This window comes from Limnohabitans sp. Hippo3 (assembly GCF_003063665.1).
Classification (GTDB): Bacteria; Pseudomonadota; Gammaproteobacteria; order Burkholderiales; family Burkholderiaceae_C; genus Limnohabitans_A.
Genome location: NZ_NESF01000002.1, coordinates 1 through 23,934, shown reverse-complemented (window position 1 = coordinate 23,934; position 23,934 = coordinate 1). Strand labels below are relative to the sequence as shown.

Here is a 23,934-nt window from a genome sequence, read left to right as displayed (position 1 = left end):
TACAGCAACGGGTTCAATCCACCCGTGCGCCGCTGGCCTTGACCACGCTTTCGTAGCGTGCCAACTCTTTCTTCATGAAGGCGCCAAACTGTTCAGGCGTGTTGCCGACAGGTTCTGCCAGCAGTTGGGCGAAACGGGTTTTGGTTTCGGGCGCTTGCAGCGTTGCCGCAAAGGCCTTGTTCAGCCGCTCAACCACATCGCGCGGTGTGGCGGCTGGGGCGACCAGGCCCCACCAGGTGTCGATTTCAAAATCTTTGAGCGTCTCGCTCATCGCCGGGATATCGGGCAAGGCGCTGTTGCGTTGGGCGGTGGTGACCGCCAGCGCCTTGAGTTTGCCCGCTTTGATGTTGGCTGCAGCCGTGGCCAGGTTGTCGAAGTTGAAATCGACCTGACCCGACAACAAGGCCAGTTGCGCGGGGTTGCCACCGTTGTAGGGGATGTGCACCGCAAAAATGCCAGCGGCCCGCTTGAACATCTCACCCGCCAGGTGGCCGGCACTGCCGTTGCCGCCTGAGCCAAAGTTCAGCTTGGCCGGGTTGGCTTTGGCATACGCCACCAGATCGGCCAGGGTGTTGATTTTCAGGCGCTGTGCGGTTTCGGCGTTCATCACCAGTACATTGGGCACGCGCAGCATTTGCGTGATAGGCGCAAAGTCGCGGCTGGCGTCGTAGGGCATCTTGGCGAACAGCCAGGGGTTGATGGCGTGCGTGGCCGTGGCCGCGATGCCGATCGTCAGGCCATCGGGCGCAGCCTTGGCTACCAGGTCAGCGCCCAGGTTGCCGCCTGCGCCGGGCCGGTTTTCAATGATCACGGTGCCCAAGCTGTCTTTGACCCGCTCGGCCAAGGCCCGCGCCGTGACGTCGATCGGGCCGCCGGGTGCGTAAGGCACGATGATGCGGATCGGCTTGCCTTGCGCCCATGTTGGGGCAGTGAATGCGAGTGAAGCGGCAGCAAATTGGCGGCGGGTGATCAAAGTCATTTCAGGCTCCTGGCGAAAGAAGATCAGTGCAAAGGCTTTTTGTGGGAGCGAGCCCCTGCTCGCGAATGTTTGCCATGGCTGGTGCGGTCGTTCGGCTGCAGGGGCAGCCTCCCACGGTAAATTTTGGGGGCTGCCCCCAAGCTGTCGACTAGGCTTTCGCTTTGTCCGCCTCAGACGTGAACGAGTCGGCATAAAACTCTTCTTCAGGCAAACCGCCTTGGGCCACATAGTCGCGCTTGGCCGAGTCCACCACGATGGGCGCGCCGCAGGCATAGACCTGGTGGCCCGAGAGATCAGGGAAGTCCTGCAGCACGGCCTGGTGCACAAAGCCGGTGCGGCCGGTCCACTGGTCTTCGGCTTCAGCATTCGAGATCACAGGCACATAACGCAGGTTGGGCATCTCGGCCAGGCGCGCTTCGATCCAGTCGCTCATGTACAGGTCGGCCGGGCGGCGGCCGCCCCAGTACAAAGTGGCCGGGCGGGTGATGCCCCGGTGCTGCATGTGCTCGATCAGTGCCTTGATGGGCGCAAAGCCTGTGCCCGAGGCCAACAGCACCATGGGCTTGTTGCTGTCTTCGCGCAGGTAAAAGCTGCCATACGGACCTTCGGCCCGCAGGATGTCCTTTTCCTTCATGGTGGTGAACACCGGGTCGGTGAACTTGCCGCCGGGCATGTGGCGGATGTGCAGCTCCACCGTGGGCGGTGCCACCTCGAGGGTGTGCGGGGCGTTGGCCATGCTGTAGCTGCGGCGCGAGCCGTCACGCAACAAAAACTCGATGTACTGGCCCGCGTGGAACTTCATCACGTCGTTGGCGGGCAGTTGCAGCTTCAGCACGATCACGTCATGCGACTTTTTCTCCAGGCTGACCACGCGCACCGGCATCTTTTTGACGGGCAGGCCGCCCTCTGCGGTCACTTGTTTGGATTCGAGCACCACATCGCTCTGGGCGGTGGCGCAGCAGGTCAGCACCAAGCCTTGGGCTTCTTCCTCGTCACTCAGGGCTTTGGCCTGGTGCGGACCGTGCACCACGGTGCCCGAGATTTTTTTGCATTTGCACGAACCGCAAGCGCCGTCCTTGCAGCCGTAGGGCAGCCCAATGCCCTGGCGAATGCCGGCTGCGAGCAGGGTTTCGTTGTCGTCGGCGGTGAAGCTGCGGCCGCTGGGCTGCACGGAAATTTGAAAGCTCATCTTTTCGGTATCCTTGAGGGCTTGTTTCTGACCCGGAACCCCTGATTTTGCCTTCAAACCAAACCCCCTTGGGCGCACTGCCTGCCCGCTTTCGCCGCCAGCGTGTTTTGATCGTCGGCTGCGGCGATGTGGGGCTGCGCACGGCGGGCCAATTGGGGGCTCCGCAAAGCCAACGCGTGCGCCTGATGGCCCTGACGTCATCGCCCGAGCGCGTGCGGCTGCTGCGGGCCTGCGGCATCACCCCTTTGCAGGGCAATCTGGACGATGCGGCCAGCTTGAAGCGCCTGGCGGGCATTGCGCACCGGGTGATCCATCTGGCACCACCGCCCACCGACCGACGCGGCGAATCCGAGCGCGATCCGCGCAGCCTGGCTTTGGTGCGTGCCCTGCGTTTGCGCACGCCACCGCAAGCGCTGGTCTACGGTTCCACCACGGGAGTTTATGGCGACTGCGGGGGCCATCGTGTCGACGAGACCCGGACCGTGAACCCGCACACGCCACGCGCCCAGCGCCGTGTCGATGCCGAAAACCTGATGCGTTTTCTGGGACGCAGCGGCGTGCGGATGAGTGTGTTGCGTATCCCAGGCATTTACGCCCCCGACCGCGAAGGCGGTACGCCGCGTGAGCGCTTGCTCAAAGGCACGCCCGTGCTGGTGGCCAAGGAAGACGTCTACACCAACCACATCCATGCCAACGATCTGGCCCGTGCCTGCGCTGCGGCTTTGTGGCGCGGCAAGCCGCAGCGCGTGGTCAACGTCACCGACGACACCGATCTGAAAATGGGCGACTACTTTGACCTGGCCGCCAGCCTGTATGGTTTGCCCAAACCGCCTCGCATCTCGCGCCATGACGCCAACACCGCGCTGCCCTTGATGCTGCTGAGCTTCATGAGCGAGTCTCGCCGTCTGGACAACACCCGCATGAAGCACGAGTTGAAAATCCGTTTGCACTACCCGCATGTGCGCGACGGCCTGAGCCCGCAAGGCGCTTTGTTTTCGGGTACGCGATGAATTGCTTGCGCATCGACAAATGGCTGTGGGCAGCCCGCTTTTATAAAACCCGCAGCCTGGCCAGTGATGAGATCGGCAAGAGTCGAGTGCAGGTCAACGGTCAGGATGCCAAGCCCTCCAAGGAGGTCAAACCCGGCGACACGGTGCGTTTGCGACAAGGGGCCGTGGAGCGCACGGTGGTGGTGCAAGGCCTCAGTGGTGTGCGCGGTCCGGCCCCGGTGGCGCAGCTGCTGTACACCGAAACCCCGGAAAGCATCGCGGCCCGCCAAAAAGCCGCCGAGCAACACCGTCTGGCCCGCGAACCCGCACTCAGCATCGAGCAAGGCCGCCCGACCAAGCGAGACCGCAGGCAAATCGATCGCAACTGGAACGACCGCTGGAGTGCGGGGATCGATTGAGGGTGCGGGGGCGATCGAAGTGCCCAAGAAAAAAGCCGCAAGTTGCGAGAACTTGCGGCTTTGCTCTGGTGCCCGGGGCCGGACTCGAACCGGCACGCCTTGCGGCGGGGGATTTTGAGTCCCCTGAGTCTACCAATTTCACCACCCGGGCGGTATTTGTGAAGATCCAAATTATGGCACATTATTGGGATGATTTATCCAACCATTGAAGATGCGATCGGCAAGACCCCCTTGGTGGCTTTGCAGCGTTTGGGGGCTGCCGACATGGCGGCTCGAAACAATGTGATCCTGGGCAAGCTGGAGGGCAACAACCCTGCCGGATCGGTGAAAGACCGTCCTGCCCTGTCGATGATCCGGCGGGCCGAAGAGCGGGGCGAAATCAAGCCGGGCGATACCTTGATCGAGGCCACGTCCGGCAACACCGGTATCGCGCTGGCGATGGCCGCGGCCATCAAGGGCTACCGCATGGTCTTGATCATGCCCGAGGACCTGTCGATTGAACGCGCCCAGACCATGAAAGCCTTTGGTGCCGAGCTGATCCTCACACCCAAGAGCGGTGGCATGGAATACGCCCGCGATTTGGCGGACAACATGGCTGCGCAAGGCAAGGGCCGCATCCTGGACCAGTTTGCCAACGCCGACAACCCGCGCATCCACTACGAAACCACTGGCCCCGAAATTTGGGAGCAAACCGGCGGCAAGGTCACTCATTTTGTGAGCGCCATGGGCACCACCGGCACCATCACGGGGGTGTCGCGGTTTTTGAAAGAAAAGAACCCGGCCATCCGCATCATTGGTGCCCAGCCCAGCGAAGGCTCGCGCATTCCGGGCATCCGCAAGTGGCCCCAGGAGTACCTGCCCAAAATTTACGACCCCAGCCAGGTGGATGAGCTGATTTATGTGAGCCAGAACGACGCCGAGGAAACTTGCCGCCAGATGGCCCGGACCGAAGGCATTTTTGCGGGCATCTCGGCAGCAGGGGCTTGCTGGGTCGCCCAGCAGGTGGCCAAGACGGCGCAAAACGCCACCATCGTCTTCATCGTGTGTGATCGCGGTGACCGTTATCTGTCCACGGGCGTTTTCCCCGCCTGACCGGAGTTTTCATGGCTGAATACCGTTTTTGTCCCCAGTGCGCCAATCCGCTGGCTTGGCTCTCGCAAATGGAAGACGGGGGCGAGACGATGCGCCTGCGTTGCACCGCTTGCGACTTCACCCATTGGAACAACCCCACGCCCGTGCTGGCGGGCATTGTTCAGGTGGGCGACCAGATTTTGCTGGCACGCAATGCCGCATGGCCCGGGCGGCGTTTTGCGCTGATCACTGGTTTTATGGAGGCGGGAGAAACACCCGAAGAAGGCATCAAACGCGAGATTGCCGAAGAAACCAATTTGAAGGTGTCAGCGCTCAAGCTGATTGGCGTGTACGACTTCCAGCGCATGAACCAGGTGATCATCGCCTACCATGCCGTGGCCGAGGGCGAGGTGCGTTTGTCGCCCGAGTTGGCCGAGTACAAGATGTTCGACTTCCAGGATCTGATCTGTTGGCCTGCCGGCACGGGCTACGCCTTGGGGGACTGGTTGCGCACCATCGGCATCGAGCCCAAGTTCATGACCTGGGAAGAGCGTGCCGCGCAAAGCCAAGAACAAAGTCAGGACACATGATGCACATCGACAAGGAAATCGACACCAGCGGCCTGAACTGCCCTTTGCCCATTCTGAAGGCCAAGAAGGCCCTGAACGACATGAGCAGCGGTCAAGTGCTCAAGGTGATCGCGACCGATCCGGGTGCGGCCCGCGATTTCGAGGCCTTTGCCCGGCAGACCGGCCATGAGCTGGTCATGCAGGAAAAGACCGAGACGGCATTTGTGTTTGCACTCAAACGCCGTTGAAGAACCGACACTCTCACTTCTTCTGTGGGAGGCCGCCCCTGCGGCCGAATGATGGCCATGGCTTAAGCACCATTCGCGAGCGGGGGCTCGCTCCCACAGGGAGCTGATCAGAGGGTCAAACCCTTGAGGTAGTCGCGGAACGACGTGCCCACTTGCGGGTGTTGCAAGGCCAGTTCCACTGTGGCTTCCAGAAAACCCTCCTTGCTGCCGCAGTCGTAGCGCTTGCCTTCGTACTGGAAGGCGTAAACCGCTTCGCGCTGCATCAACCGGGCAATCGCATCGGTCAGCTGGATCTCGCCACCCACACCGGTAGGTTGGTTGCGGATTTCCTCGAAGATGCCCGGCGTGAGGATGTAGCGGCCCGCCACGCCCATGCGGGATGGCGCTTTGTCCGGGCTGGGTTTTTCCACGATTTTTTCAACGCGGATGAGCTGTTTGCCTGCGGGTTCGCCCGCCACGATGCCGTAGCGTTTGACGTGTTCCAGCGGTACTTCCTGCACAGCCAGAATGGAGTGGCCTTGCTGGGTATGCGCCGCCACCATTTGGCTGAGCACCGAAGGGCCGCCTTGCAAGCCCACCATCAGGTCATCGGCCAGCAGCACAGCAAAAGGCTCGTTCCCCACCATGGCTTCGGCGCACAAGACCGCGTGACCCAGACCCAGCGAGCGGGGCTGGCGCACATAGGCGCAGACCATGTCGTCGGGCTGGACGGAGCGCACCAGGGCCAGCAGTTCGTCCTTGTGGGCCGCTTCGAGTTCGTTTTCGAGTTCGTAAGCGGTGTCGAAATGGTCTTCGATGGCCCGCTTGCTGCGGCCCGTGACAAAGATCATGTGGCGCACGCCCGCGCTGTAGGCTTCTTCCACCGCATACTGGATCAAGGGTTTGTCGACCACCGGCAGCATCTCTTTGGGAGCGGCTTTGGTGGCGGGTAAAAAGCGGGTGCCCAGGCCTGCCACCGGGAAGACGGCTTTGCGAATGACGTTCTGGCTCATGGTGTCTCCGATGGTCAAGGCTGTATCAGCCCAGGCGCTGAAGTTGTTGGCGAATTTTGTCGAGCGTGGCCCCGAAGTCGGCCACGCGCTTCTTGGTTTCGTCCAGCACGGCTGGCGGGGCTTTGGCCACAAAGGCCTCGTTGCCTAGCTTGGCGTTGGCTTTGGCGATTTCGCCTTCGAGGCGGGCGGCTTCTTTGGCCAGGCGAATTTTTTCGGCAGCCACATCCACTTCGATGAACAGGCACAGACGCGCTTCGCCGACCACCGCCACAGGCGCGGCTTGCGCGGCAGCGGCCCATTCGGCTTCGGTGTCAAACACTTTGACTTCGCTCAGCTTGGCGAGCGACTGCAGCACAGGTGCCACACTTTGCATGAAGGCGGTGTCGCCCAACACATACAGGGGCATGCGGGTGGCGGGCGAGACGTTCATCTCGCCGCGCAGGTTGCGGCAGGCGTCGACCAGGGTCTTGAGCTTGGCCACATGGGCCTCGGCGGCCTCGTCGATGCGCTCGGGTTGGCTCACGGGGTAGGCCGCGATGCTGACCGACTCACCCGGACGGCCAGCGACGACCGACACTTTTTGCCAAAGCTCTTCGGTGATGAAGGGGATGATCGGGTGCGCCAGGCGCATGATGGTCTCGAGCGTGCGGATCAGGGTGCGGCGCGTCGCGCGTTTTTGCGCGTCGTCTCCGGTGTTGATCTGCACTTTGGCGATTTCCAGGTACCAGTCACAGAATTCGTTCCAGACGAAGTCGTAAATCGTGTTGGCCACGTTGTCGAGGCGGTATTCGGCAAAGCCTTTGGCCACGTCGGCCTCGATGCGCTGCAGCTGTGAGCTGATCCAGCGGTCGGCCTGGCTGAAGGCCAAATAGCCGTGCACCGGGCCGCCCACTTCGCATTCGGCTTTCGTGTGCTCTTTGAGGCCGCAGTCCTGGCCTTCGCAGTTCATCAGCACAAAGCGGGTGGCGTTCCAGAGTTTGTTGCAGAAGTTGCGGTAGCCCTCGCAGCGCTTGGAGTCGAAGTTGATGCTGCGGCCCAACGACGCGAGCGCCGCGAAGGTGAAGCGCAGGGCGTCGGCGCCGTAGGCCGGGATGCCTTCGGGGAACTCTTTTTCCGTTTGCTTGCGGACCTTGGGCGCGGTCTCGGGTTTGCGCAGGCCTTGGGTGCGTTTTTCGAGCAGGGGTTCGAGCGTGATGCCGTCGATCAGGTCGACCGGGTCGAGCACGTTACCCTCGGACTTGCTCATCTTCTTGCCTTGGGCGTCGAGCACCAGGCCGTGGATGTAGACATGCTTGAAGGGGACGCGACCTGTGAAGTGCGTGGTCATCATGATCATCCGGGCGACCCAGAAGAAGATGATGTCGTAGCCGGTGACCAGGACGCTGCTGGGGAGGTAGAGGTCGTAGTCGCTTGGGCTGTTGTTGGTGTTGCTATTCGTTGTGGCGTTGGTTCCGCTGGCGAGCGTGCCGGAACCGGTCTTGCTCCCACTCGCTTCGCTCGCAATGTCGCGGCGTCCGGTCCCGGCACGCTCGCCAGCTGCGTTGCGTGTGTTCTCGTCATTGCCCCAGCCCATGGTACTGAATGGGACCAGTGCACTCGAGTACCAAGTGTCGAGCACATCTTCATCACGCTTGAGCGTTTTGCCTGGGGCCTTGGCTTGTGCTTCGGCTTCGTTGCGTGCAACGTACACGTTGCCATCTTCGTCGTACCAAGCGGGAATCTGGTGGCCCCACCACAACTGGCGCGAGATGCACCAGTCCTGGATGTTGTTCATCCACTGGTTGTAGGTGTTGACCCAGTTCTCGGGCACAAAGCTCACTTGGCCGGATTGCACCGCGTCAATGGCTTTTTGCGCAATGCTCTTGCCGGTGGCGTCGCCTTTGCCGACCTGGTTCATCGCGACGAACCATTGGTCGGTCAGCATGGGCTCGATCACCTGGCCCGTGCGGGCGCAGCGGGGCACCATGAGTTTGTGTTTTTTCACCTCGACCAAAGCGCCTGCGGCCTCCAAGTCGGCCACCACGGCCTTGCGGGCCACGAAGCGGTCGAGGCCCCGGTATTTCTCGGGTGCGTTGGCGTTGATGGTCGCGTCCAGGTTCAGCACGCAGATCATCTCGAGTTTGTGGCGCTGGCCGACTTGGTAGTCGTTGGTGTCGTGCGCGGGCGTGACCTTGACCACGCCCGTGCCGAAGGCCTTGTCCACGTACTCGTCGGCAATCACAGGGATGGTACGGCCGCACAGGGGCAGGTTGACTTGCTTGCCGATCAGGGCGCTGTAACGCTCGTCTTCGGGGTGCACCATCACGGCCACGTCGCCGAGCAGGGTCTCGGGGCGGGTGGTCGCTACGGTTAGTGAGCCACTGCCATCGGCCAAGTCATAGCGGATGTGCCACATCGAGCCGTCTTCTTCTTCGCTCTCGACTTCGAGGTCGGACACCGCGCTCATCAGCACCGGGTCCCAGTTCACCAGGCGCTTGCCGCGGTAGATCAGACCTTGCTCGTACAGCTGCACAAAGGTCTCGGTCACCGTTTGGGACAGCTTGAGGTCCATCGTGAAGTATTCGCGGCTCCAGTCCACGCTGTCGCCCATGCGGCGCATTTGGCTGGTGATGGTGTTGCCGGATTCTTCCTTCCACTCCCAGACCTTGCTCACGAAGTTCTTGCGTGCCTCGGCAGGCGTGGGGCCCATGTCGTGGCGGCTGATGCCTTTGGCTTGGAGCTGGCGCTCGACCACGATCTGCGTGGCGATGCCCGCGTGGTCGGTGCCGGGAATCCAGGCGGTGTTGAAACCCATCATGCGGTGGTAACGCGTCAACGAGTCCATGATGGTCTGGTTGAAGGCGTGGCCCATGTGCAGGGTGCCCGTCACGTTGGGCGGGGGCAGCTGGATGGCAAACGCTGGCGCACCGTCTTTGGCGGCCTGTGTGCCACGGAAACCGGCCACGCCGTAGCCGCGCTTTTCCCATTCGGGGCCCCAATGCGCTTCGAGGGCGGCAGGTTCGAACGATTTGGACAGGCTCTCAAGCCCGGGCTGGTGGACCGGGGTGGCGGGGGCGTTGCTCATGGCGGGGTCTTTTTCCAAAAGAAAACGGCAGCTCAGCAGATGCCGTGCAGGACCGTGTGCGGTCCCAAAGGATTGATTTTACCCAGCCCATGCAGGCCCTCCGTGGGGACCGTGAGGCCACGCTGATCACGGGCTGCGCCCCGGAACAGGAGGCCGATGGCGGCGCCCTCGGTGCTTTGTTGATATTTATCAATCCTCCGGGTCAATAGCGCTGACTAATCGGAGTCATTGCATCAATCTATTGGGCAGACTGGACAGTACAGAGTTAATCTATGTCGTCTCTGGCGATCCTGCCAGAGCCATTCAATCAAAACCCACAAGGAGATATCCATGGCAGCACTCAAAGGCTCGCGCACGGAACAATGCCTGAAAGACGCCTTCGCAGGCGAATCCCAGGCCAACCGTCGCTATTTGTACTTCGCGAACAAAGCTGACGTTGAAGGTCAGAACGACGTGGCAGCCCTGTTCCGTTCCACCGCAGAAGGTGAAACAGGTCACGCCCATGGTCACCTGGAGTTCCTGGAGCAATCCGGCGACCCCGCAACCGGTCTGCCCATTGGCTCCACACGCCAGAACCTGGCTTCGGCTGTGGCGGGTGAAACCCATGAGTACACCGACATGTACCCCGGCATGGCCAAGACCGCTCGCGAAGAAGGTTTTGACGAAATCGCCGACTGGTTCGAGACCCTGGCCAAGGCTGAGCGTTCACACGCCAACCGTTACCAGAAGGCCCTGAACGAATTGGTGGATTGATTCCCCCATGACGTCACCCGCTGCCCCGCAAGGTGCAGCGGGTTTTTCTCAGGGCTCGGCTGCAGAGTCTTCAGAAAAACCCTAAAAAAATCCCAAAGGAGCACAACATGGCCAAAGAAGGCAACCTCGAAGCCCCCACACGACATGCCCTCGGATGGGAGAACCCCGATTTCTACAACGAAGAAAAATGCTTCGACGAGCTCGAGCGCATTTTTGACATCTGCCACGGTTGCCGCCGCTGTGTGAGCCTGTGCAATTCTTTCCCCACCTTGTTCGACCTGGTGGACGAAAGCAGCACCATGGAAGTCGATGGCGTCGACAAGAAGGACTACTGGAAAGTGGTGGACCAGTGCTTCATGTGCGACCTGTGCTACATGACCAAATGCCCCTACACACCGCCGCACGAGTGGAATCTGGACTTCCCGCACACCATGCTGCGGGCCAAGGCCATCAAGTTCAAGAAGGGTGAAGTGGGCGCAGCCGAAAAGTTTTTGGCCTCCACCGACACACACGGCTCGTTTGCGGGCATCCCGATCGTGGTGCAGGCGGTCAACGCCATCAACAAGACCGAAGCGGCCCGCAGCGTGATGGAAAGCGTGGCGGGCGTGGACAAGAACGCCTGGCTGCCTTCGCTGGCCACCAAAAAGTTCCGTTCCAGCGCACCCGATGCCAAGGCGTCCAAAGTGGTGGATGGCGAAAAGACGCCCGGTAAAGTCGCCATCTATTCGACTTGCTACATCAACTACAACGAGCCCGGCATCGGCCACGACTTGCTCAAAATCCTGGACCACAACGAGATCCCGTACGTGCTGGTTGAGAAAGAAAAGTGCTGCGGCATGCCCAAGCTGGAGTTGGGTGATCTGGACTCGGTCAAGGCCTCCAAAGAAGCCAACATCCCGGTGCTGGCCAAGTACGCCAAGGACGGCTTCGCCATCATGGCGGCCGTGCCCAGTTGCGCCTTGATGTTCAAGCAGGAAATCCCGCTGATGTTCCCGGATTGCGCCGACACCCAGCTGGTCAAGGACGCGATGTGGGACCCGTTTGAGTACTTCATGGCCCGCAAGCGCGATGGCTTGCTCAAGACCGAATTCCCGCAAAAGCTGGGCAATGTGAGCTACCAGATCCCGTGCCATGGCCGGGTGCAGAACATCGGCCGCAAAACCGAAGAAATGCTCAAGATGATCCCGGACACCGAGATCAACACTATCGAGCGCTGCTCGGGCCATGCCGGCACCTACGGCGTGAAAAAAGGCTCGCACGAGATGGCGATGAAGATCGGCAAACCGGTGTTCAAGGCCATGGCCACCATGAAGGACGGCTCCAAGCCCGACTTCATCAGCTCCGACTGCCCGCTGGGCGGCCACCACATTGCCCAGGGCTTTGAGGTCAATGGCCTGGGCGCGCCCGAACTGAACCACCCCTTGACCCTGGTGCGCAAAGCCTACGGTCTCAAATAAGGAACACCGCCATGCAACTGACCGGAAAAATCACGCCCGAGACCCTAATGTCTTTGGAGGCCTACACCAAGTGGCGCAAGGTCCACAAGCCCGAGGTGATTGCCCACCGCAAACTGCGCAGCGTGCAGCTGGGTGAGCACATCAACATGCAGTTCGAGAGCGAGACCACCATCCGCTACCAGATTCAGGAGATGCTGCGCATCGAAAAAGTCTTCGAAGAGGAGGGCATCCTGCAGGAGATCGAGGCCTACGCCCCTCTCGTGCCGGACGGCAGCAACTGGAAAGCCACCATGATGATCGAGTACACCGACATCAACGAGCGCAAGCGCGAGCTGGCCAAACTGATCGGCGTGGAAGACCGCATGTTTGTCGAAGTGGAAGGCCATGGCCGTGTGTACGCCATTGCCGACGAAGACCTGGACCGTGAGACCGATGAAAAGACCTCGGCCGTGCACTTTGTGCGTTTTGAATTGACGCCGACCATGCGTGCGGCCGTGAAAGCGGGTGCGGGTGTCAAGCTCGGCTGCGACCACACGCACTACCCCTCGCACATCGAAATCGCGGCCGATACTTTGGCCAGCCTGGCGGGCGACCTGAAGTAAGCCGCACCGATCCGCCAACAAAAAAGCCGGAGCAGGCCCCATGGCCTGCTCCGGCTTTTTGATGTCTGGCGCTCAGTCCAGCTTGATGTTGGCCGCTTTGATGGCTTGGGTCCAGTCGGAGATGTCGCGGTCCAGAATTTTGGTCATGTCGGCCGGGGCCACAAAGCGCACCTCGATACCTGCCTGGTCGGCGCGTTGTTTGCTCTCGGGCAGGTCCAGGCTGCGTTTGACAGAATCGGCCAGTTGATTGACTGCAGCAGCAGGTGTGCCTGCTGGGGCGTACAGGGCCACCCAGGATTCGAGGTCAAAGTTGGGGTAGCCGGCCTCCGCCATGGTGGGCACCTGGGGCATGCCGGTATGGCGTTTTTTACCCGTGACGGCCAGCGCCTTGAGCTTGCCTGCCTGGATGTGCTGCATCACCGAAGGCGGGGTGGTCATGAACACCTGCACTTGCCCAGCCAACACGTCGGCAATGGCCTGGCCCGAACCTTTGTAAGGCACATGCACCAGGTTCACCCCGGTTTGCTGTTTGAAGATTTCGGTGCCAATGTGCGAGACCGAGCCATTGCCCTGCGAGGCGTAGTTCAGCTTGCCGGGGTTTTGTTTGGCGTAAGCAATGAACTCCTTCATGTTGTTCACCGGTACCGAGGGGTGCACCGCCACCACGTTGGTGGCCACGGTGATCAGGCCCACGGGCGTCAGGTCTTTCAGCTCCCAGGGCAGCTTGCTCATCAGGATCGGGTTGGCCACGTGGTAACCCGAGTACGACACCAGCAATGTGTGGCCGTCTTTGGGCGCGCGGGCCACTTGTTGATAAGCCAGGTTGCCGCTGGCGCCGCCCTTGTTTTCCACCACGATGGACTGGCCGATCAGGCGGCTAAGAGGCTCAGAAATCAGGCGGGCTGAGGTGTCGACCAAGCCGCCTGGCGGCACGGGCACGACCAGGGTGATGGGTTTGCTGGGGAAGGCCTGGGCCATCAGGGCCATGGGGGCGCACAAGCTGGCCACGGCCAGCAGTTTGGAAAATTGACGGCGAGTGTTCATATGTCTCTTTCTTTTTGAGGTTTGGAAATCAGCGCATGCCAATTTTGGCGTCGTTGAAAATGTTTTTGGCTTCGCGGGGCAAGCTGCGCCAGTACTGGTGTTGGGCATCGACCGTGCCGTCCAAGGCCACAGCGGCTTCCCAGCCCCAGCGTGGCTTGTACAGGAAAGAGCGCGCCAGCGCCACCAGATCGGCGTCGCCACGTTGCAGCACGGCCTCGGCCTGGGCGGGCTCGGTGATCAGGCCCACGGCGATGGTGGTCAGGGCCGATGCTTCTTTGACCGCTTTGGCCAGGTGCACCTGGTACTCGGGACCAATGGCAATTTTTTGCTGAGGCGAGACACCGCCCGACGAGATGTGCACGAACTGCGCCCCGGCTTGCTTGAGCAGAACGGACAGCTCGGCGGTTTCTTCCACCGTCCAGCCGCCGTCGACCCAGTCGGTGCCCGAGATGCGCATGCCCAGCGTGCCGCCAAAGGCCTCGCGCACGGCTTTGAACACCTCCAGCGGAAAGCGGATGCGGTTTTCAAACGAGCCGCCATACGCGTCGGTGCGCTGGTTGGAAATAGGCGACAAAAACTGGTGCAGCAAATAGCCGTGCGCGGCGTGCAGCTCCACCGCCTCGATGCCCAGCTCTTGGCTGCGCCGGGCGGTGTTGACGAAGTCGGCCTTGATTTGCGCGATGTCGGCCAGGCTCAGTTCGGTGGGCGCAGCTTCTTGCGGCAGGTGGGGCAGGGCGCTGGGGGCCACGGTTTGCCAGCCGCCGTTTTCGGGGGCGATCAGCATGCCGCCGTTCCACGGGGCTGCACTCGATGCCTTGCGGCCCGCATGGCTGATCTGGATGCACACGGGCATGGCGGGGGCCAGGCGTCGGGCACGGTGCAGTTTGTCGGCCAGCGCCGCTTGGGTGGCGTCGTCCCACAGGCCCAGACACCCGGGGCTGATGCGGCCCACGGCCGACACGGCCGTGGCCTCGATGGTGAACAGGCCCGCGCCGCTGTTGAGCATGTTGGTCCAGTGCGTCAGGTGCCAGTCGGTGGCCTGGCCGTGGTGGGCCGAGTACTGGCACATGGGCGCGATCACGATGCGGTTGGGCAAGGTAAGGGGGCCGGAGGGCGCGTGGAAGGTGAAAGGCGTGAAAAGCAGGCTCATGGGGTGTTTTGTCGCGGTCGGTTAAGTCTTGGCTCGCGGTAGCAAGCGCAGCCGTGCATCTTATGGAAAACTGGCAAGACGCTTATCCGTTGGGTGACATCACCCCTGTCACCCCGGACTTGATCCGGGGTCCATGTATTCAGGGGAAGATATAAAAAGGGGATGGATCCCGGGTCAAGCCCGGGATGACGGCTGATGGGTCAAGTCTGGAATCACTTCTCGTTAGCCAAAAGCGTTCCAAAGTGCCCATTCTTCAGGCAAGGGCGATTCCAGTTGCAGCCGCTGCCCGTTCACCGGGTGGGGCAGTGTCAGACTCTCTGCATGCAACCACAAGCGCTGCAGCCCAAGCAAACCCGCCACCGCCCGGTTGAGCGGCCCTTTGCCGTGGGTGGCGTCGCCAATGATGGGATGGGCGATGTGCTTCATGTGGCGGCGCAGCTGGTGGCGGCGGCCCGTGAGGGGGTGCAGGGCCAGTTCGGCGCAGCGGGTGCTGGCAAAGCCTTGCTGGGGCAGGGGGAGCTCGAAGCGGCGCAAACTGGTAAAGCGGCTTTGGGCGGGTTGCGCCTCCAGGCGCTCGGTGCGCATGTCGTCGGGCATGCGCTTTAAGGGGTGGTCGATCAAGCCCTCATCGGCGGGCCAGCCACGCACCACGGCGCGGTAGGTTTTTTGCAGGCCATCGCCGCTTTCAAAGACCTGGCCCAGCGATCGGGCGGTTTCGGGGTTCAGGGCAAACAGCAGCACGCCGCTGGTGCCTTTGTCCAGGCGGTGCGCGGGCCAGACCGGGCGGCCGAGTTGGTCGCGCAACATTTGCAGGGCAAACCGGGTTTCACCCGCGTCCAAACCAGTGCGATGCACCAGCAGGCCGGGCGGCTTGGTCACGGCTGCAAGATAATCGTCCAGGTAAAGGATGTCGAGCATGTTGTTCTTATTGTCACCCGCCAAATCTCTGGACTACGAAACCCCCGCAGCGTGCGTGCCCCACACGCTGCCGCAGTTCGTGCCGCAATCGCAGGCCCTGATCGAGGTGCTGCGCCAAAAGTCTCCCCAGCAAATCGCCGAGTTGATGGACCTGTCGGACGCGCTGTCGGCCCTGAACGTGGCCCGCTACGAAGCCTGGAGCCCGAAGTTCACCGCCAAAAATTCCAAGCAAGCCGTGCTGGCCTTCAATGGCGATGTGTACGAGGGCCTGGACGCCAAGACCCTGTCTGCGCAAGACCTGGAGTGGGCCCAGGCCCATGTGGGCATTTTGAGTGGTTTGTACGGCGTGTTGCGCCCGCTGGACTGGATGCAACCCTACCGCCTGGAGATGGGCACCACGCTGCAGACCGACAAGGGCAGCAACCTCTACAAGTTCTGGGGGCCGCAGATTGCCGAGTACCTGAACGCGCAACTGGCCAAAGACAAAACCCCGGTCATCGTCAACCTGGCTTCGCAGGAGTACTTCAAGTCGGTGGACCTCAAAACCCTCAAAGCCCGGGTGATCGAGTGCGTGTTCGAGGACTTCAAGGGCGGCAAATACAAGATCATCAGCTTCAACGCCAAGCGGGCGCGTGGCTTGATGGCGCGGTATGCGATTCAAAACCGCATCAGCCACCCCGAAGGTTTACTGGGTTTTGACCTGGAAGGCTATGCCTACGACCCGGCCGTGTCCGAGCCGGACCGATTGGTCTTTCGCAGAAAAGTGCAAGCATGAACACCCCCGAACAATCGCAGCTGGGCAAGTCCAGCGCCTATGTGGACCAGTACGACGCGAGTCTGCTGTTTCCCATCCCCCGCGCCACCAAGCGGGCCGAGATCGGCGTCACCGGGCAGCCCGTGTTTTTTGGGGCTGACTTATGGACCGCGTTCGAGCTGTCCTGGCTCAACCCCAAAGGCAAGCCGCAAGTGGCGCTGGCGCACATCACGGTGCCCGCTGAAAGCACACACATTGTGGAGAGCAAGTCTTTCAAGCTGTATCTGAACAGTTTCAACAACACGCGGCTGGAGAGCGCTGATGTGGCGCGCGACATGATCCGCCGCGACATCAGCGCGGCCATCTGGCACGGCGGTGCGGTGCAAGCCAGCGTGGGCGTGAAGCTGCTGCTGCATGAGCAATTTGACGCCGAGCCCGTGCACGAGCTGGACGGCCTGAACCTGGACCGCATGGACATCGAATGCAGCCGCTATCAGCCCGCGCCCGATTTGCTCACGGCCAACCAGGACGAGCAGCCGGTCACCGAAACGCTGGTCAGTCACCTGCTCAAAAGTAATTGTTTGGTGACAGGCCAGCCCGACTGGGGCAGCGTGCAGATCAGCTACAGCGGCCCGCAGATCGACCAGGCGGGCCTGCTGCAATACATCGTGAGTTTTCGCAACCACAACGAGTTCCATGAGCAATGCGTCGAGCGCATCTTCATGGACATCTGGACACGCTGCAAACCCACCAAACTCACGGTCTATGCCCGCTACACCCGGCGCGGCGGGCTGGACATCAACCCCTGGCGTACCAGCGCACCGGGTGCGTTGCCGCCCAATGTGCGCACGGCTCGGCAGTGAGCGCCCTCACTTGCTGAAGCGGGCGGTCTGGACCACGGCTTCCACTTTGGGCAGCAACTGGCCATAAAAGTGCAGGCGGGGCGCGGTGAACACAGCTGCAAAGAAATGCTGGTCTTGCTCGGTGGCCCAGCCCACGCCTCTGAAAGCCAGGTCATCGTGTTTGCGGGTCATTGAAAACTCAAACCGAACGGCTTTCATCCCTGCCCATGTGGAGGGCTCTACTTTGTCAACATGGACGGTGGAGCCATCGGACGCGTAGCTCGTCTCCAGCAGCGCCACCCATTGGTCTGGCCGCAGGCCCGGTTTAAAGACAGGTGCTTTGGCAGCTTTGGTGCCATCGGATGCAGGCTTGATGATCAGGGCTTGATCGGGTTTGACAGCGGCCCAGATCCGCAGCTGATCGAGCATGATCCCTTCTTGGGTCCAGACTTCGAAGGGCACGCTCGCAGGTTGAGAAAACTTGTTCCAAGCGCTGGGCAGTGTCAGGCTCAGCCGGTTACCCAAGCGTTGCTCGCCCTCGATTTGCGTGACCGTGGTGCAAGCGCTCAGGATCAGCGCCAGGCTCAATGCGGCGATTTTTTTCATGACTGGAGTTCCGTGATGTAGCTGCGCACCAAAGCCGAGTCTGGTGCTTGCGGGGCAAGTTGGAGGTATTTTTCAAACGAAGCCAAGGCCTCGGGTTTTTGAGCCTGTTGCTTGTGGATCAGGCCCAAAGATCGGTGCGTCACCGCAGGCGCATCGGGCAATTGAACAGCTTGCTGCAAATCCTTCAGGGCCAGCGGCAAGTCCATGTCCTGACCACGTTGGCGGTAGATTTCTCCCCGCCCGTACCAAGCCTGCGCATCGCTGGGTCGGGTTTTGACCATGCGCCCAAAAAGGACCAGGCTTTCTTCGTGCTGACCACGCCGGATTTCGTCATGGATCCAGTCCAGTCGGTGCGGTGCCAACATTTGCGCCAGCGTTTCGGCTCGGGTTTCGCCCGTGTCATCGCCTGCCAGCTTGAGCAGGTCGTCGCGCCGGGTGGCCACCGGGGGGTGTGTGGCCATCATGGGGCTGCGCTGGCCCACATCGGTGCCACCGCGGATCTGCAATTCGCCGAGCAGGTTGTCCCAGACCTGGGCCGCCTCCTGGGCGCGGTAGCCTGCACGCTTGAGCAATTGCATGCCCAACACATCGGCCCGGGTTTCGTGCTCGCGCGAAAATGCAAAGGCTCCGGCCAACACGCCCAACTGCGCCAGTGCACCCACCGCGCCAAACATGCCGATGAACTGGCCAAAAGCCGCACGAGACTTCATATCGCGCAGCCGCTCCAGAGAATGCCGCTCCAGGTAATGGCCTATTTCGTGACCAATGACGGCCGCCAGCTGGGCTTCGTTGTCCACGCGCAGCAACAGGCCACTCCAGATCTGCATCATGCCGTTGGGGGCCATGGTGGCATTGAAGAACGGTGTGCGCACGATGTGCACCCGGATGTCCGGGCAGTGGTCGCCGACCAGGCGGCACACCATGTCTCGCAGGTAGTCTTGCAGCCGGCTGTCGCGCACCACCTGCGAGCTGCGACGAAGGCGGGCTTCTTCCCGGTCCATCATGGCCCACAGGCCACCTTCGTCCGTGTCGATAGGGGGGCGGTCAAAGCGGCTGGTCAGCAGCGACTGCCATGGGGCTTGGCTGGCCTTTTGGGCATCAATGCTTTGCGCCCAAGCGCCACTGGCCCCGAGCAGACCCGTCAGCCCCAAACCTTGGCAGCAAGTGGCCCGCAAAAAACCACGTCGGTGGATGTGCGACCGCTCCATCATGGCGCCCTTGGGAAGTTCCTCAGCAAGACCTGCACCGTTTCCTCGGCCGCTTTGGCTTCGCGCAAGTCGCCGCTGGCGCGGTTCAAGGCGTTGAACCAGACTACCTGGCCGTCCTTGAGATTGACCAGGGAGGCATAACCCACTTGCGCACCACCGGTGAGGCCCACACCTAGAAACGCCATGGCGATCATGGCAGCCTTGCGCTCGGCGCTGGCGTAGCTGTCGCGTATCCAGACAAACAAGGCGTAATCCGCCTGGGTCTGGTCGCGCAAGTCTTTCACGGCTTCACCCAGTGTCCAGCGCAGTTCCCCGTTTTTGGTAGGCAGTTTGGAAATGCCCTGAATGTGGTGCAAAAAGATGGACTGGGCCACCGCGCCATGCAGGCCATTGAGCTCGGCCATGGGATCTTGCAGTTCGGATTTCAGTGGGCTCACCTGCCGGGCCAGGTTACTGCGCTGGTGCAGCAATTCCTGCTGCAGGTGCTTTTGGGCTTGCTCGGTCCAGTCGGCACGGGGCTCCTGCACACCGCCCGCGCTGATGGAAAACAACTCCACATCGGCGGGCATGATCACCACCCGGGCTTGTTCCGGCAGACGGGTGAACCCAGGGGCCAGATTTTTCGATTGCGCCCAGCCCGTTGCGCTGTGCAGCAGCAAGGACAAAAACAGGCCTGTGAGCCAGGAAAGCCGATGGAACATGGCGTTGTTCTCCGATGACGGTGTGAATACTTTGGGAGTATAGAAGGTTCCATGACAGGAGCTGACGACAGGTGGTCAGCCGCGCAAACCTTCCAGCACATTCACCGTGTTCACCCCCACCTCGGCCACCGCATACCCGCCTTCAAAGGTCAGCACCGTCGGCAAGCCCAATTGCGCAATCGCTCGGCCGACCTGCAGGTAATCCGCGCTGCGCAACTTGAAGCCCGAGATCGGGTCGCCCTCGAACGTGTCCAGCCCCAGTGGTACCACCAGTGCCTGCGGTGCAAAGTCGCTCACGGCTTGCATGGCGGTTTGCAGCGTGGCCCACCAGACTTCAAACCCGGTGCCTCGCGGCAGTGGCAGGTTCAGGTTGAAGCCCTCGCCTGTCCCCGCGCCGCGCTCGTCCGCATGGCCCAGAAAGAACGGGTATTCGGTGCGCGGATCGCCGTGGATGGACGCGGTGAACACATCGCTGCGCTCATAAAAAATAGTCTGCGTGCCGTTGCCGTGGTGGTAGTCCACATCCAGCACGGCCACGCGCTGCAGCCCACCATCGCGCAGGGCCTGCGCCGCCACGGCGGCGTTGTTGATGAAGCAATAACCGCCCATGTAGTTGGGGCCTGCATGGTGGCCCGGTGGGCGGGTCAGCGCCTTGGCAAAACGGTCGCCACCCAGCACCGCGTGCGAGGCCGCCAATGCGCAGGCGGCGCCTTCGCGCGCGGCGACCCAACTGCCCGCCGTCAAAGGCGTGCCCGAGTCAAACGCAAACTGCCCCAGTCGCGCCGCAAAGTTGAGCGGCGGCGCATCGGTGCGAAAACCGTGCCCGGCAGCCAGCGGCCAGACCGAGGGCAGGACGTCCACCGCCGCATTGGTTGGGTCCAGCGCCACCCAATCGCCCCATGCACGGGCCAAAAAGTCCAGATAGTCGGCACTGTGCACACGGCGCAAAGCCGCGTCCAGCGGCAGGTCGGCTGCGGGCTGCACCAAGGTGCCGACAGGGCGCTTGTTCAGTTCATCGAGCACATGCTGCAGTCGCTGCGGCACTTCGTGGCAATCGACCAAGCGGCCCCTGAACATTTCCTGGCGGCCTGAATGTTGGTTGTGAAGGGTGTTGTGGAAGATTTTCATGGGTCTGTGACTTGTTGGGGGTCAAGTGTGCCAGTGCCCAAGGAGGGCAAACCGTTGTTTGCCTTGACAGGGGTAAGATTTATGAGCAGACTAGATGGCTGACTAGTTTAAGGGGGCTGAGATGCACACATGGCCAGTACAAGACGCGAAAGCGCGGTTCAGTGAGTTTTTGGATGCGTGCTTGGTCGAGGGACCTCAAATGGTCACCCGCCGCGGTGCCGAAGCTGCCGTGCTGGTGCCCGTGCATGAGTGGCGGCGTATGCAGTCGGCAGCGCGCCCCTCTCTCAAGCAACTGCTGCTCTCTGATCAGGCCCGTACCGATTTGATCGTGCCGACACGTGGGCAAGCCAAGCGGCGACCTGTGGAGCCGCTGCTGTGACGCAGCGCTATTTGCTGGACACCAATGTGGTGTCAGAGTTGCGCAAGCCACGCCCGCATGGAGGCGTTGTGGCTTGGCTGGAAACGCTGGATGATGCTCAGCTTTACGTGTCGGCGGTCACTCTGGGGGAAATCCAAGCGGGCATCGAACTGACGCGTGAACAAGACCCAGCCAAGGCTCAGCAAATTGAAGACTGGCTGGCCTTGGTGGCGGGCGCTTACAACGTCTTACCCATGGACGCGGGAGCCTTCACGGCTTGGGCGAAATTGATGTACCGAAAGTCAGACACCTTGTATGAAGATGCCATGATTGCCGCCACAGCTAAGGTGCATGGGCTGACCGTGGCGACGCGGAATGTGGCGGACTTTCAGGCGCTGGGATTCGAGGTGTTTAACCCGTTTGCACCGGTGTAATCAGACACTTTGCATGGGGTTCGGCTAAGCCTTCACCTAAACTCCCGAAACCCCTTGAGCGCTGGCAGCGGCGCAAAGTTCGCTTCGCGTTTTTGCTGGAAGGCGCTGATGGCTTCGCGCACGTTGGCGTTGCTCCAGATCGCGCCTTGCAGCCAGCCCATGTGGCGCAGGCTGTCTTCGGTGCTGTGGTCGCGGGCGTAGTGCAGCACTTGCTTGGTGCCCCAGATGGCCACGGGCGGTTTGTTGGCGATTCCTTTAGCGGCTTGCAGGGCGGCGGCCACAGCCGCTTCGTGGGTGGGCAGCACGTCGTTGACCAGGCCGTGGGCCAGCGCCTTGTCGGCGCCCAGGCGCCTGCCTGTGTAGGCCAGTTCTTTGACCAGCGCCATGGGCAGCAGCTTGGGCAGGCGCTGCAGCGTGCCCACGTCGGCCACCATGCCGATGTTGATTTCCTGGATGCAGAAGAACGCATCGGCTGAGGCATAACGCATGCAGCAGGCGGTCACCATGTCCACCGCGCCGCCAATGCAGCCGCCGTGGATAGCCGCGATCACCGGGATGCGCAGTTCTTCGAGCAGGGTGAAGGTGTGCTGCATGTCGGTCAGCAGGTCGTACACAGCCGAGCGGCCTTCGGCGCTGCTGTCGTCCATCTGGATGGCGCTGCCAAAGGTTTGCAGGTCCATGCCCGCGCTGAAGTGTTTGCCTGTGCTGGAGATCACCAGCGCCCGGGCTGTGCCTGCCTTGTGGATGTCGGTCAGCACCTCGTGCAGCTCGCGCCAAAACGTGGGGTGCATGGTGTTCATCGCCTCGGGGCGATTCATCACCAGGTGTGCAACGTGGCCTTCATTCGTCAAAGAAAAGCAGTTGAGTTTGTCCATGGTCATTCACTTGGGGTGGTGGGTTGGCAATGGCTTCACTGTAAGAGGCGCCGGGGGTAGGCGCTGTCCCCGCCTTGACCAGCGAGCCCACCCGCACGCCCAGCAGCCGTATGCGGCGTGACAGGTCGACGCGTTTGAGGCATTGGCCCGCCACTTGGCGGATGCGTTTGGCGTCGGCCGTGTAGTCGCTCAGGCTTTGGTCGCGCGTCACGGCCTGGAAGTTGTCATAGCGCAGCTTGATGCCGATGGTTTTGCCTTCGTAGCCTTTGCGCTGCAAATCAGCTGCCACCTGTTCGCACAGCCGGGTGAAAACGGCCCCGAGTTCTTCGCGGTCGCGCACGGCGTGCAGGTCGCGCTCAAACGTGGTTTCGCGGCTCATGCTCACGGGTTCGCTCTCGGTCTCGACCGGGCGGTCGTCGCGGCCCCAGGCGGCCTCGTGCAGCCAGGCGCCGTAGCTTTTGCCAAAGTTGTCCACCAGCCAGGACAGCTCGCGGGCGGCCAGATCGCCGATGGTGTGGATGCCAAAGCCCTTGAGCTTTTCATCGGCCTTGGGGCCTACGCCGTTGATCTTGCGGCAGGCCAGCGGCCAGATCAGGGTTTGCAGGTCGGCCTCGAGCACGATGGAGATGCCGTTGGGTTTGTTGAATTCGCTGGCCATCTTGGCGATCAGCTTGTTGGGCGCCACGCCAATCGAGCAGGTCAAGCCCGTGGCGTCGAAGATGCTTTTCTGGATGAGGCGCGCCAGCACGCGCCCGCCTTCGCGCTGGCCACCGGGCACCTCGGCGAAGTCGATGTAGACCTCGTCCACGCCGCGGTCCTGCATGACGGGCGCGATGTCGGTGATGATACTTTTGAAGGTGCGCGAGTAATGCCGGTAACGGTCAAAGTCCACAGGCAGCAGGATGGCCTGCGGACACAGCTTGGCAGCTTTCATCAGCCCCATGGCAGATCCGATGCCGAATTGCCGCGCCGCATAAGTGGCGGTGGTGATCACGCCGCGCCCGGTGTAGCCCTCGATGCGCGGGAAAAAGTCGACCGGGATGCGGTCCAATTGCTCGGCAAAGGTGTCTTCGGACCATTCGCCCTCGGGGTAGGCGGCTTGCAGCTTGCTCAGCAAATCATCTTCTTTGCGCCTGCCGCCGCCAATGACCACGGGCAAGCCCTTGAGCTGCGGGTAGCGCAGCAACTCGCATGACGCGTAAAACGCGTCCATGTCGAGGTGGGCGATGCGGCGGGTGGGCTGGGTCAAGGCTGAGAGCTTGTGCGTTTTGGGCGGTGCCTCATGAGGCTGGGTGGTGCCTCATGCACATGGCCCCCAGATTTTGTCATCCCCGGGCTTGCTCCGAGGATCCAGCTTGACCAAGATGGATTCCCGATCGAGTCGGGAATGACAAAGTTGATGGCGGTGCGATGAAGTCGGGAATGACAACTCAGCTGTCATACCCGCGAATGCGCATATGCGCTAACTTAATATCTTACGCAACGTTGCCCTCTGTGAGCGGCGTTTTCGGCTCGGTTCAGCCAAACGGTAGCGTAGGTCCTGCCATCGCCTGATCGCATCGGTCACCCGAAGATTAGGCGCGA

General features: G+C 61.7%; 25 protein-coding genes and 1 tRNA gene. 12 read left to right on the top strand and 14 right to left on the bottom strand.

Going from position 1 to position 23,934, the window contains the following annotated elements; genetic code table 11:
* Positions 1 to 13: 13 nt before the first annotated feature.
* Both B9Z34_RS04515 and B9Z34_RS04510 read right to left on the bottom strand, forming a co-directional pair.
* Positions 14 to 979: a tripartite tricarboxylate transporter substrate binding protein gene (locus B9Z34_RS04515; RefSeq protein WP_108426930.1), complete on the bottom strand. Its 966-nt coding sequence runs from the start codon at positions 977 to 979 to the stop codon at positions 14 to 16.
* 148 nt (positions 980 to 1,127) lie between these two features.
* Positions 1,128 to 2,168: a CDP-6-deoxy-delta-3,4-glucoseen reductase gene (locus B9Z34_RS04510; RefSeq protein WP_108426929.1), complete on the bottom strand. Its 1,041-nt coding sequence runs from the start codon at positions 2,166 to 2,168 to the stop codon at positions 1,128 to 1,130.
* Between the two features lie 47 nt (positions 2,169 to 2,215).
* On the opposite strand from B9Z34_RS04510, the gene B9Z34_RS04505 reads away from it, so the two are divergent.
* Together B9Z34_RS04505 and B9Z34_RS04500 are read left to right on the top strand one after the other, a co-directional pair.
* Positions 2,216 to 3,178, top strand: a complete 963-nt coding sequence (locus B9Z34_RS04505) for an SDR family oxidoreductase (RefSeq protein ID WP_108426928.1) — start codon at positions 2,216 to 2,218, stop codon at positions 3,176 to 3,178.
* Positions 3,175 to 3,576 (top strand): RNA-binding S4 domain-containing protein, encoded by a 402-nt coding sequence (locus tag B9Z34_RS04500; RefSeq protein WP_108426927.1) that lies wholly within the window; start codon positions 3,175 to 3,177, stop codon positions 3,574 to 3,576. The genes B9Z34_RS04505 and B9Z34_RS04500 overlap by 4 nt, the downstream gene beginning before the upstream one ends.
* Positions 3,577 to 3,642: 66 nt before the next feature.
* Here the strand turns inward: B9Z34_RS04500 and B9Z34_RS04495 are convergent.
* Positions 3,643 to 3,727: transfer RNA gene (locus B9Z34_RS04495), tRNA-Leu, on the bottom strand.
* 38 nt (positions 3,728 to 3,765) lie between these two features.
* On the opposite strand from B9Z34_RS04495, the gene cysM reads away from it, so the two are divergent.
* The 3 genes from cysM to B9Z34_RS04480 are packed head-to-tail and all read left to right on the top strand — an operon-like array spanning position 3,766 to position 5,464.
* On the top strand, positions 3,766 to 4,668 hold the full coding sequence (gene cysM / locus B9Z34_RS04490) for a cysteine synthase CysM (protein WP_108426926.1): 903 nt from the start codon (positions 3,766 to 3,768) through the stop codon (positions 4,666 to 4,668).
* 11 nt (positions 4,669 to 4,679) lie between these two features.
* Positions 4,680 to 5,237 (top strand): NUDIX domain-containing protein, encoded by a 558-nt coding sequence (locus B9Z34_RS04485; protein ID WP_108426925.1) that lies wholly within the window; start codon positions 4,680 to 4,682, stop codon positions 5,235 to 5,237.
* Positions 5,237 to 5,464, top strand: coding sequence for a sulfurtransferase TusA family protein (locus B9Z34_RS04480; protein ID WP_199220064.1), 228 nt, complete (start codon positions 5,237 to 5,239; stop codon positions 5,462 to 5,464). The genes B9Z34_RS04485 and B9Z34_RS04480 overlap by 1 nt, the downstream gene beginning before the upstream one ends.
* Positions 5,465 to 5,571: 107 nt before the next feature.
* On the opposite strand, the gene galU is transcribed toward B9Z34_RS04480, so the two are convergent.
* Entirely contained in the window at positions 5,572 to 6,456 is an 885-nt protein-coding gene (galU, locus tag B9Z34_RS04475) for a UTP--glucose-1-phosphate uridylyltransferase GalU (protein WP_108427145.1), read from the bottom strand.
* Between the two features lie 25 nt (positions 6,457 to 6,481).
* Entirely contained in the window at positions 6,482 to 9,520 is a 3,039-nt protein-coding gene (locus B9Z34_RS04470; RefSeq protein ID WP_108427144.1) for a valine--tRNA ligase, read from the bottom strand.
* 330 nt (positions 9,521 to 9,850) lie between these two features.
* On the opposite strand from B9Z34_RS04470, the gene B9Z34_RS04465 reads away from it, so the two are divergent.
* From B9Z34_RS04465 to B9Z34_RS04455, 3 genes are all read left to right on the top strand, one after another.
* Positions 9,851 to 10,273 (top strand): rubrerythrin family protein, encoded by a 423-nt coding sequence (locus B9Z34_RS04465; RefSeq protein ID WP_108426923.1) that lies wholly within the window; start codon positions 9,851 to 9,853, stop codon positions 10,271 to 10,273.
* 107 nt (positions 10,274 to 10,380) lie between these two features.
* Positions 10,381 to 11,730: a (Fe-S)-binding protein gene (locus B9Z34_RS04460; RefSeq protein WP_108426922.1), complete on the top strand. Its 1,350-nt coding sequence runs from the start codon at positions 10,381 to 10,383 to the stop codon at positions 11,728 to 11,730.
* 11 nt (positions 11,731 to 11,741) lie between these two features.
* Positions 11,742 to 12,332 (top strand): DUF3501 family protein, encoded by a 591-nt coding sequence (locus tag B9Z34_RS04455; protein WP_108426921.1) that lies wholly within the window; start codon positions 11,742 to 11,744, stop codon positions 12,330 to 12,332.
* A 72-nt stretch (positions 12,333 to 12,404) separates the two neighbouring features.
* Here the strand turns inward: B9Z34_RS04455 and B9Z34_RS04450 are convergent, their stop codons facing one another.
* The 3 genes from B9Z34_RS04450 to B9Z34_RS04440 all read right to left on the bottom strand — a co-directional run bounded on the left by B9Z34_RS04450 (position 12,405) and on the right by B9Z34_RS04440 (position 15,444).
* Positions 12,405 to 13,376, bottom strand: a complete 972-nt coding sequence (locus B9Z34_RS04450) for a tripartite tricarboxylate transporter substrate binding protein (protein ID WP_108426920.1) — start codon at positions 13,374 to 13,376, stop codon at positions 12,405 to 12,407.
* Positions 13,377 to 13,404: 28 nt separating this feature from the next.
* Positions 13,405 to 14,526, bottom strand: coding sequence for an NADH:flavin oxidoreductase/NADH oxidase (locus B9Z34_RS04445; RefSeq protein WP_108426919.1), 1,122 nt, complete (start codon positions 14,524 to 14,526; stop codon positions 13,405 to 13,407).
* A 222-nt stretch (positions 14,527 to 14,748) separates the two neighbouring features.
* Complete coding sequence (locus tag B9Z34_RS04440; RefSeq protein ID WP_108426918.1) at positions 14,749 to 15,444, bottom strand: pseudouridine synthase; 696 nt, start codon at positions 15,442 to 15,444, stop codon at positions 14,749 to 14,751.
* Between B9Z34_RS04440 and yaaA the strand changes: the two genes are divergently transcribed.
* Both yaaA and queF read left to right on the top strand, forming a co-directional pair.
* Positions 15,443 to 16,219, top strand: coding sequence for a peroxide stress protein YaaA (gene yaaA / locus B9Z34_RS04435; protein WP_108427143.1), 777 nt, complete (start codon positions 15,443 to 15,445; stop codon positions 16,217 to 16,219). The genes B9Z34_RS04440 and yaaA overlap by 2 nt on opposite strands.
* Positions 16,216 to 17,061, top strand: coding sequence for an NADPH-dependent 7-cyano-7-deazaguanine reductase QueF (gene queF / locus B9Z34_RS04430; protein WP_108426917.1), 846 nt, complete (start codon positions 16,216 to 16,218; stop codon positions 17,059 to 17,061). The genes yaaA and queF overlap by 4 nt, the downstream gene beginning before the upstream one ends.
* A 6-nt stretch (positions 17,062 to 17,067) precedes the next feature.
* Here the strand turns inward: queF and B9Z34_RS04425 are convergent, their stop codons facing one another.
* The 4 genes from B9Z34_RS04425 to B9Z34_RS04410 all read right to left on the bottom strand — a co-directional run bounded on the left by B9Z34_RS04425 (position 17,068) and on the right by B9Z34_RS04410 (position 20,683).
* Positions 17,068 to 17,646, bottom strand: a complete 579-nt coding sequence (locus B9Z34_RS04425) for a hypothetical protein (protein WP_108426916.1) — start codon at positions 17,644 to 17,646, stop codon at positions 17,068 to 17,070.
* The gene (locus B9Z34_RS04420; protein WP_108426915.1) at positions 17,643 to 18,857 is read right to left on the bottom strand and encodes a M48 family metalloprotease; all 1,215 of its coding nucleotides are present in this window, start codon (positions 18,855 to 18,857) and stop codon (positions 17,643 to 17,645) included. Before B9Z34_RS04420 ends, B9Z34_RS04425 begins: the two co-directional genes overlap by 4 nt.
* Positions 18,854 to 19,555: a hypothetical protein gene (locus B9Z34_RS04415; RefSeq protein ID WP_108426914.1), complete on the bottom strand. Its 702-nt coding sequence runs from the start codon at positions 19,553 to 19,555 to the stop codon at positions 18,854 to 18,856. The genes B9Z34_RS04420 and B9Z34_RS04415 overlap by 4 nt, the downstream gene beginning before the upstream one ends.
* A gap of 75 nt (positions 19,556 to 19,630) precedes the next feature.
* Complete coding sequence (locus tag B9Z34_RS04410; RefSeq protein ID WP_108426913.1) at positions 19,631 to 20,683, bottom strand: histone deacetylase family protein; 1,053 nt, start codon at positions 20,681 to 20,683, stop codon at positions 19,631 to 19,633.
* A 121-nt stretch (positions 20,684 to 20,804) separates the two neighbouring features.
* Between B9Z34_RS04410 and B9Z34_RS04405 the strand changes: the two genes are divergently transcribed.
* Positions 20,805 to 21,062: a type II toxin-antitoxin system Phd/YefM family antitoxin gene (locus B9Z34_RS04405; RefSeq protein WP_108426912.1), complete on the top strand. Its 258-nt coding sequence runs from the start codon at positions 20,805 to 20,807 to the stop codon at positions 21,060 to 21,062.
* Positions 21,059 to 21,475: a type II toxin-antitoxin system VapC family toxin gene (locus B9Z34_RS04400; protein WP_108426911.1), complete on the top strand. Its 417-nt coding sequence runs from the start codon at positions 21,059 to 21,061 to the stop codon at positions 21,473 to 21,475. Before B9Z34_RS04405 ends, B9Z34_RS04400 begins: the two co-directional genes overlap by 4 nt.
* A gap of 32 nt (positions 21,476 to 21,507) precedes the next feature.
* Here B9Z34_RS04400 and B9Z34_RS04395 read toward each other — a convergent pair whose 3' ends face one another.
* Positions 21,508 to 22,350 carry an enoyl-CoA hydratase-related protein gene (locus B9Z34_RS04395; RefSeq protein ID WP_108427142.1) on the bottom strand — a complete coding sequence of 281 codons (843 nt, stop codon included), beginning with the start codon at positions 22,348 to 22,350 and terminating at the stop codon, positions 21,508 to 21,510.
* Positions 22,316 to 23,563, bottom strand: a complete 1,248-nt coding sequence (gene dinB / locus B9Z34_RS04390; protein WP_108427141.1) for a DNA polymerase IV — start codon at positions 23,561 to 23,563, stop codon at positions 22,316 to 22,318. Before dinB ends, B9Z34_RS04395 begins: the two co-directional genes overlap by 35 nt.
* Between the last annotated feature and the right edge of the window lie 371 nt (positions 23,564 to 23,934).